Source organism: Pseudomonas grandcourensis (assembly GCF_039909015.1).
Classification (GTDB): domain Bacteria; phylum Pseudomonadota; class Gammaproteobacteria; order Pseudomonadales; family Pseudomonadaceae; genus Aquipseudomonas; species Aquipseudomonas grandcourensis.
The window spans coordinates 6756102-6763687 of the sequence record NZ_CP150919.1 but is presented as its reverse complement, the minus strand read 5'-3'; the positions used below and the strand labels follow the sequence as shown (position 1 = coordinate 6763687).

The following is a 7586-nucleotide window of genomic DNA, read 5'->3' as shown; positions in this document are numbered from 1 at the left end:
GGATATCCCCTAAGTTGAAAGCCGGTGAGGCAAAAACAAGCGGCCATTGTAGCGACCAGACGCCGACTTATCCACACGAAGGTGGTTCATCGACCAAGAAGAATCACCCTTTCATACGTAAAAAAGGCGACCAGTGGTCTGTGCATAAGCTCTGTGGATAACCGGGGTTAAGGTCATTGCACAAGTGGGGGCGAAACTCGGTGGATAACCGGCCTGTGGATAAAGCGACCTTTCACACACAGGTTATCCGACAGCGCAGCACAGGCTGAACACTGTTTTCCACCGTAGTTGTCATTCTCTGTACATCAGGTAAAACAAGGGCTCAATCGAGTTATCCACAGAAGGGTGCGGGCCTAGCTTTTATAAGCTTTACAGAAAAGCTTTAAATACTTTCCTTTCTTATTTTTATATCTACGTAAGCTGAAGCGGCGAAAAAACCTCTGGAGATCTATTTATAAGGAAACGCTGGTTGGAAATTGACCTGAAGGCTTGCTTTCTCTAGAATCCCCGGTCTCTTAAAACGGGGGCCATTCCGGCCCGTTGTGGACGAACCAGGTAACACGACAATGAAACGTACTTTCCAACCAAGCACTATCAAACGCGCTCGTACCCACGGCTTCCGTGCTCGCATGGCTACCAAGAACGGTCGTGCCGTTCTGTCGCGTCGTCGCGCCAAAGGTCGTGCGCGTCTGGCAGTTTGATAAGCCGGCACTGGAGGTGAGTCAGGACTTCAGTCGGGAAAAGCGTCTGCTTACCCCCCGGCATTTCAAGGCAGTCTTTGACTCCCCTACCGGCAAGGTACCGGGGAAAAATCTCCTGCTCCTTGCGCGCAACAACGATCTTGATCACCCCCGTCTCGGGTTGGTTATCGGGAAAAAGAGCGTAAAGCTCTCCGTCGAGCGCAATCGCCTCAAACGTCTGATGCGCGAATCGTTTCGCCTGAACCAGGATTCTCTGGTCGGCTGGGACATTGTTATCGTCGCGCGCAAAGGTTTGGGTGACGTAGAAAACCCCGAATTGATTCAGCATTTCGGCAAACTCTGGAAACGACTGGCTCGCAGTTCGCCGGTACCAGCAGTCAAAACCGAACCTGTAGGGGTAGACAGTCCGGATGCGTAAACTGGCACTCGTTCCGATCCAGTTTTATCGCTATGCCATTAGTCCCCTGATGGCCGATCACTGTCGTTTCTACCCCAGTTGTTCCTGCTACGCGTTAGAAGCCATCGAAAATCATGGCCTTCTTCGCGGTGGCTGGCTGACCTTTCGTCGTTTAGGTCGCTGTCATCCGTGGAATCCCGGTGGTTATGACCCGGTTCCACCTATCCCTACCTCCCGTTCTTCTTCGATGGCCGAGTAATCATGGATATCAAACGCACGATCCTGATCGTCGCCCTGGCAATCGTGTCCTACGTTATGGTTCTTAAATGGAACCAGGACTATGGCCAGGCTGCCCTGCCGACTCAGAATGTTGCCACCAATACGACTGCATCGGGCCTGCCGGATACGGCATCTGGCTCCAACGCTTCCGCCAGTGACGACATTCCACGTGCTGCAAGCGACACCAGCGCACCTGCCGAAACGCCGGTGGCTGTGAGCAAGGACCTCATCCAGATCAAAACGGATGTACTGGACCTGGCTGTCGACCCACAAGGTGGCGATGTTGCCCAGCTGACCCTGCCGCTGTATCCGCGTCGTCAGGATCACCCGGAAATTCCGTTCCAGCTGTTCGATAACGGCGGCGAACGTACTTATCTGGCGCAAAGCGGTCTGATCGGCACCAACGGTCCGGATGCAAATCCGGCCGGTCGTCCGGTTTATTCCTCGGAGAAGAAGGTTTATCAGCTGGCTGACGGTCAGGACCAATTGGTCGTGGACCTGAAGTTCAGCAAGGACGGCGTCAACTACATCAAGCGTTTCACCCTGAAACGCGGCCTGTATGACGTAACCGTTTCCTACCTGATCGACAACCAGAGCGCTCAGCCTTGGACTGGTGCGATGTTCGCCCAGTTGAAACGCGACGCCAGCGCCGATCCTTCGTCGACCACGGCTACCGGCACCGCGACTTACCTGGGCGCCGCCCTGTGGACAAGTTCCGAGCCGTACAAGAAAGTGTCCATGAAGGACATGGACAAGGCGCCGTTGAAAGAAACCGTCACTGGCGGTTGGGTTGCCTGGTTGCAGCACTACTTCGTGACCGCATGGATTCCGGCCAAGGGCGAAAACAACGTCGTCCAGACCCGTAAAGACAGCAAGGGCAACTACATCATCGGCTATACCGGCCCATCGATGAGTGTTGCACCGGGTGCCAAGGCTGAGACCAGCGCCGTTCTGTACGCCGGCCCGAAAAGCCAGGCCGTGCTGAAAGAGTTGTCCCCAGGTCTGGAACTGACGGTCGACTACGGCATTCTGTGGTTCATCGCCCAACCGATCTTCTGGTTGCTGCAACATATCCACGCCATTGTGGGTAACTGGGGCTGGTCGATCATCTTTCTGACCATGCTGATCAAAGGGATCTTCTTCCCGCTGTCGGCTGCCAGCTACAAATCCATGGCGCGCATGCGTGCAGTGGCACCGAAACTGGCCGCACTGAAAGAGCAACATGGCGATGACCGGCAGAAAATGTCGCAATCCATGATGGAGCTGTACAAGAAAGAGAAGATCAATCCGCTGGGTGGTTGCTTGCCAATCCTCGTGCAGATGCCGGTTTTCCTCTCGCTGTACTGGGTTCTGCTGGAAAGCGTCGAGATGCGTCAGGCACCGTTCATGCTGTGGATTACTGACCTGTCGATCAAGGATCCGTTCTTCATTCTGCCGATCATCATGGGTGCAACCATGTTCATCCAGCAGCAGTTGAACCCGACTCCTCCGGATCCGATGCAGGCCAAGGTGATGAAGCTGATGCCAATCATCTTCACCTTCTTCTTCCTGTGGTTCCCGGCTGGTCTGGTGCTGTACTGGGTAGTGAACAACTGCCTGTCGATCGCCCAACAGTGGTACATCACTCGTAAGATCGAAGCGGCTACCAAAGCAGCTGCCTGATTTACACTGTGGATAACCACTCAAAACGCCCCCTAGTGGGGCGTTTTGCTATCTGTCACTTTTGTCTGGATACCGGTTTATGAGCGTTCCTCGTGAAACCATTGCAGCCGTCGCCACCGCTCAAGGTCGCGGCGGTGTAGGCATCGTGCGTATTTCCGGGCCGTTGGCCAGCGTTGCAGCCAAGGCCTTCAGCGGTCGCGAGCTCAAGCCGCGATTTGCTCACTACGGTCCGTTTTTCAGTGAAAACGACGAGGTGCTGGACCAGGGCATTGCCTTGTATTTCCCCGGCCCGAACTCGTTCACTGGCGAAGATGTGCTGGAGCTGCAAGGCCATGGCGGTCCGATCGTTCTGGATATGTTGCTAAAGCGCTGCCTGGAACTGGGTTGTCGTCTCGCCCGCCCGGGGGAATTCAGTGAGCGCGCCTTCCTCAACGACAAACTGGACCTCGCTCAGGCCGAAGCCATTGCCGACCTGATTGAAGCCAGTTCTGCACAGGCTGCGCGAAACGCGTTGCGCTCCCTGCAGGGGGCCTTCTCGTCACGTGTGCATAACCTCACCGAGCAATTGATCGGCCTGCGAATCTATGTCGAAGCGGCTATCGATTTTCCGGAAGAGGAAATCGATTTCCTCGCCGATGGCCACGTCCTGAGCATGCTCGACAAAGTGCGCGACGAGTTATCCACCGTCATCCGCGAAGCCGGGCAGGGCGCCTTGCTGCGTGACGGCATGACAGTGGTCATTGCCGGTCGTCCGAATGCCGGTAAATCCAGCCTGCTCAACGCCCTGGCCGGGCGTGAAGCAGCGATCGTGACCGAAATTGCCGGCACCACCCGTGACGTGCTTCGTGAACATATCCACATCGATGGCATGCCGCTGCACGTCGTGGATACCGCCGGCCTGCGCGATACCGATGATCATGTGGAAAAAATCGGCGTCGAGCGTGCCTTGAAAGCCATTGGCGAAGCGGATCGGGTATTGCTGGTGGTCGATGCCACGGCACCGGAAGCCCTCGATCCGTTCGCGCTGTGGCCGGAGTTTCTCGAAATCCGTCCCGATCCCGCGAAAGTCACCCTGATCCGCAACAAGGCCGACCTTACGGGCGAAGCCATTGCCCTGGAAGTCAGCGAGGACGGCCATGTCACCATCAGTTTGAGCGCCAAATCTGGTGGTGTCGGGCTGGACCTGCTGCGTGATCACTTAAAGGCCTGCATGGGCTATGAACAAACCTCCGAAAGCAGCTTCAGCGCTCGTCGGCGACACCTTGAGGCGCTACGTCATGCCAGTGCCGCCCTCGAGCATGGCCGTGCGCAATTGACCCTTGCCGGTGCTGGCGAGTTATTGGCCGAGGATTTGCGCCAGGCTCAGCAGTCGCTGGGTGAAATCACCGGTGCTTTCAGCTCTGACGATCTGCTGGGGCGAATTTTCTCCAGCTTCTGTATCGGTAAGTAGCCCTCCTGTTGTTCACAGACAGGCCATTCGTGCCTGTCTGCTCCCTCCTTTTCTGAAAAAAACCTCCAGTGCCGAGCGGACTTCGTCTACTTGAGCGCAATTCCTGTACCCGAATTTCGAGCAAACGGCACTTTTCTGTGGATTAAGCCCTGTGAATAACCACGGCTAAGGGCAGTTGATAACAGGGCTCGAAAACTGAACATAACCGCCTCTGTGGATAACCACTCCTTTCATCCACAGGCTTACACCGCTTATCCAAGGGCCTCATTGGTACATGACCACAGGGTTTTGAATCTCTGTACATATTGAAAATAAAGGGCTGTACCAATCTATCCACAGAAAGGCAGGTGCATAGAAATAAACATAAAAACAAAGATTTAATAAATTTCTTTCTTTTTAATTTCTATAACTCCGACTTTTCCACAGCTGGTTAAATTTTGTGCAAAGGGTTCTTTAGGAAGGGCGAAGTCCCTATACTTGTCGACCAGGTCCAAAAACCTGAGCTCAAACTATTCCTGAATTACCTACTTAAGCAGGCACGAGGTGCGTGGTGGATTTCCCTTCCCGTTTTGAAGTGATCGTCATCGGCGGCGGTCATGCCGGTACCGAGGCAGCACTGGCCTCAGCACGTATGGGGGTTAAAACCCTGTTGCTGACGCATAACGTGGAAACCCTCGGTGCCATGAGTTGCAACCCTGCCATCGGCGGGATCGGCAAAAGCCACCTGGTCAAGGAAATCGACGCCCTCGGCGGCGCGATGGCCATGGCAACCGATAAAGGCGGTATCCAGTTTCGCGTGTTGAACAGCCGCAAAGGCCCCGCCGTGCGTGCAACCCGCGCCCAGGCAGACCGGGTTCTTTACAAGGCAGCTGTCCGCGAAATCCTGGAGAACCAGCCGAACCTGTGGATATTTCAACAGGCCGCTGACGATTTGATCGTCGAGCAGGAACAAGTCCGTGGTGTTGTCACGCAAATGGGTCTGCGTTTCCTCGCCGATTCCGTGGTGTTGACCACCGGCACGTTCCTCGGTGGACTTATCCACATCGGTTTGCAGAATTTTTCCGGCGGTCGCGCCGGTGATCCGCCATCGATCGCGCTGGCTCACCGTCTGCGTGAACTGCCATTGCGTGTGGGTCGTTTGAAAACCGGTACTCCGCCGCGTATCGACGGCCGGTCTGTGGATTTCTCGGTGATGGCCGAACAACCGGGCGATACGCCGATCCCGGTGATGTCGTTCATGGGGTCCAAAGAGCAGCATCCGAAGCAAGTCAGCTGCTGGATTACCCATACGAATGCGCGCACCCACGAAATCATTGCCGCGAACCTCGACCGTTCGCCGATGTATTCCGCTGCCGGTGAGATCGAAGGAATCGGCCCGCGTTATTGCCCGTCGATCGAAGACAAGATCCATCGCTTCGCCGACAAAGAAAGCCATCAGGTGTTCATCGAACCGGAAGGTTTGACCACCCATGAGCTGTATCCAAACGGGATATCCACAAGCTTGCCGTTCGACGTGCAATTGCAGATCGTGCAATCGATCCGCGGCATGGAAAACGCGCACATCGTGCGTCCGGGCTACGCGATCGAGTACGACTACTTCGATCCACGTGACTTGAAGTACAGCCTGGAAACCAAAGTCATCGGCGGTCTGTTCTTTGCCGGGCAAATCAACGGCACAACCGGTTACGAAGAAGCCGGTGCCCAGGGTTTGCTCGCCGGGACCAACGCTGCGCTACGAGCGCAAGGCAAAGAAGCCTGGTGCCCGCGCCGCGACGAGGCCTATATCGGCGTGTTGGTCGACGACCTGATTACCCTTGGTACCCAAGAGCCGTACCGGATGTTCACATCCCGCGCCGAATATCGCTTGATCCTGCGCGAAGACAACGCCGACCTGCGCTTGACCGAAAAAGGTCGCGAACTGGGCCTGGTGGATGACGTGCGCTGGGCGGCTTTCTGCAAAAAACGCGAAAGCATCGAACTGGAAGAGCAGCGCCTGAAAAGCACCTGGGTACGCCCGGGCACCGAACAGGGCGATGCCATTGCCGAAAAATTCGGCACGCCACTGACTCACGAATACAACCTGCTGAATCTCTTGAGCCGTCCGGAAATCGACTACGCTGGTCTGATCTCCGTGACCGGTGGGGGCGCAGAAGATCCACAGGTTGCCGAGCAGGTCGAAATCAAGACCAAATACGCCGGCTACATCGATCGTCAACAGGATGAAATCGCCCGCCTGCGCGCCAGCGAAGACACCAAATTGCCTGTGGATATCGATTACACGAATATTTCCGGTCTCTCCAAGGAGATCCAGAGCAAGCTCGGCGCGACCCGTCCAGAAACCCTGGGCCAGGCCTCGCGTATACCGGGCGTTACGCCGGCAGCCATTTCGCTGTTGATGATTCATTTGAAAAAACGCGGCGCGGGCCGTCAGTTGGAGCAAAGCGCTTGAGTTCGTTGGTCACTTCGCAACACGCAGAAGAGTTATCCACAGGTGCTCGCCAACTCGGTGTCACGCTGACAGAAACCCAGCACGCACAGCTGCTGGGTTACCTGGCCCTGTTGATCAAATGGAACAAGGCTTACAACCTCACCGCCGTGCGTGATCCGGACGAAATGGTTTCCCGTCACTTGCTCGATAGTCTGAGCGTGATGTCGTTCATCGAAAACGGTCGCTGGCTCGACGTCGGCAGCGGCGGCGGCATGCCTGGCATTCCGCTGGCGATCCTGTTTCCCGAGTCCCAGGTGACTTGCCTGGACAGCAACGGCAAGAAAACCCGCTTCCTGACCCAGGTCAAACTCGAACTCAAACTGGATAACCTGCAAGTTATCCACAGTCGCGTCGAAGCGTTCCAGCCTGCCCAGCCGTTCAACGGGATCATTTCCCGGGCGTTCAGCAGCATGGAAAACTTCAGCAACTGGACTCGCCACCTCGGCGATAGCGAAACACGCTGGCTGGCAATGAAGGGCGTTCATCCGGCCGATGAGCTGGTAGCATTGCCGGCAGACTTCCACCTCGATAGCGAACACGCCCTGGCCGTACCTGGTTGCCAAGGCCAACGCCATCTGCTGATACTGCGCCGCACGGCATGATTGGGAA

7 protein-coding genes are annotated in these 7586 nt (G+C 55.9%); all 7 read left to right on the top strand.

Features of this window, described 5'->3' with window-relative positions:
* Positions 1-566: 566 nt before the first annotated feature.
* The 7 genes from rpmH (at position 567) to rsmG (ending at position 7579) form a co-directional block, all read left to right on the top strand.
* Positions 567-701, top strand: a complete 135-nt coding sequence (rpmH, locus tag AABM52_RS30535) for a 50S ribosomal protein L34 (RefSeq protein WP_003213577.1) — start codon at positions 567-569, stop codon at positions 699-701.
* A 16-nt stretch (positions 702-717) separates the two neighbouring features.
* The gene (rnpA, locus tag AABM52_RS30530) at positions 718-1119 is read left to right on the top strand and encodes a ribonuclease P protein component (protein WP_033063215.1); all 402 of its coding nucleotides are present in this window, start codon (positions 718-720) and stop codon (positions 1117-1119) included.
* A complete protein-coding gene (gene yidD, locus AABM52_RS30525) occupies positions 1112-1357 on the top strand; it encodes a membrane protein insertion efficiency factor YidD (RefSeq protein WP_010565858.1) in 246 nt (81 codons plus the stop codon). The genes rnpA and yidD overlap by 8 nt, the downstream gene beginning before the upstream one ends.
* Positions 1358-1359: 2 nt before the next feature.
* Positions 1360-3039, top strand: coding sequence for a membrane protein insertase YidC (yidC, locus tag AABM52_RS30520; RefSeq protein WP_347909846.1), 1680 nt, complete (start codon positions 1360-1362; stop codon positions 3037-3039).
* Between the two features lie 79 nt (positions 3040-3118).
* Positions 3119-4489, top strand: a complete 1371-nt coding sequence (gene mnmE / locus AABM52_RS30515) for a tRNA uridine-5-carboxymethylaminomethyl(34) synthesis GTPase MnmE (protein ID WP_347909845.1) — start codon at positions 3119-3121, stop codon at positions 4487-4489.
* A 550-nt stretch (positions 4490-5039) separates the two neighbouring features.
* Positions 5040-6938 carry a tRNA uridine-5-carboxymethylaminomethyl(34) synthesis enzyme MnmG gene (gene mnmG / locus AABM52_RS30510; RefSeq protein ID WP_347909844.1) on the top strand — a complete coding sequence of 633 codons (1899 nt, stop codon included), beginning with the start codon at positions 5040-5042 and terminating at the stop codon, positions 6936-6938.
* Positions 6935-7579, top strand: coding sequence for a 16S rRNA (guanine(527)-N(7))-methyltransferase RsmG (gene rsmG / locus AABM52_RS30505; RefSeq protein WP_007969895.1), 645 nt, complete (start codon positions 6935-6937; stop codon positions 7577-7579). The genes mnmG and rsmG overlap by 4 nt, the downstream gene beginning before the upstream one ends.
* Positions 7580-7586 lie beyond the last annotated feature (7 nt).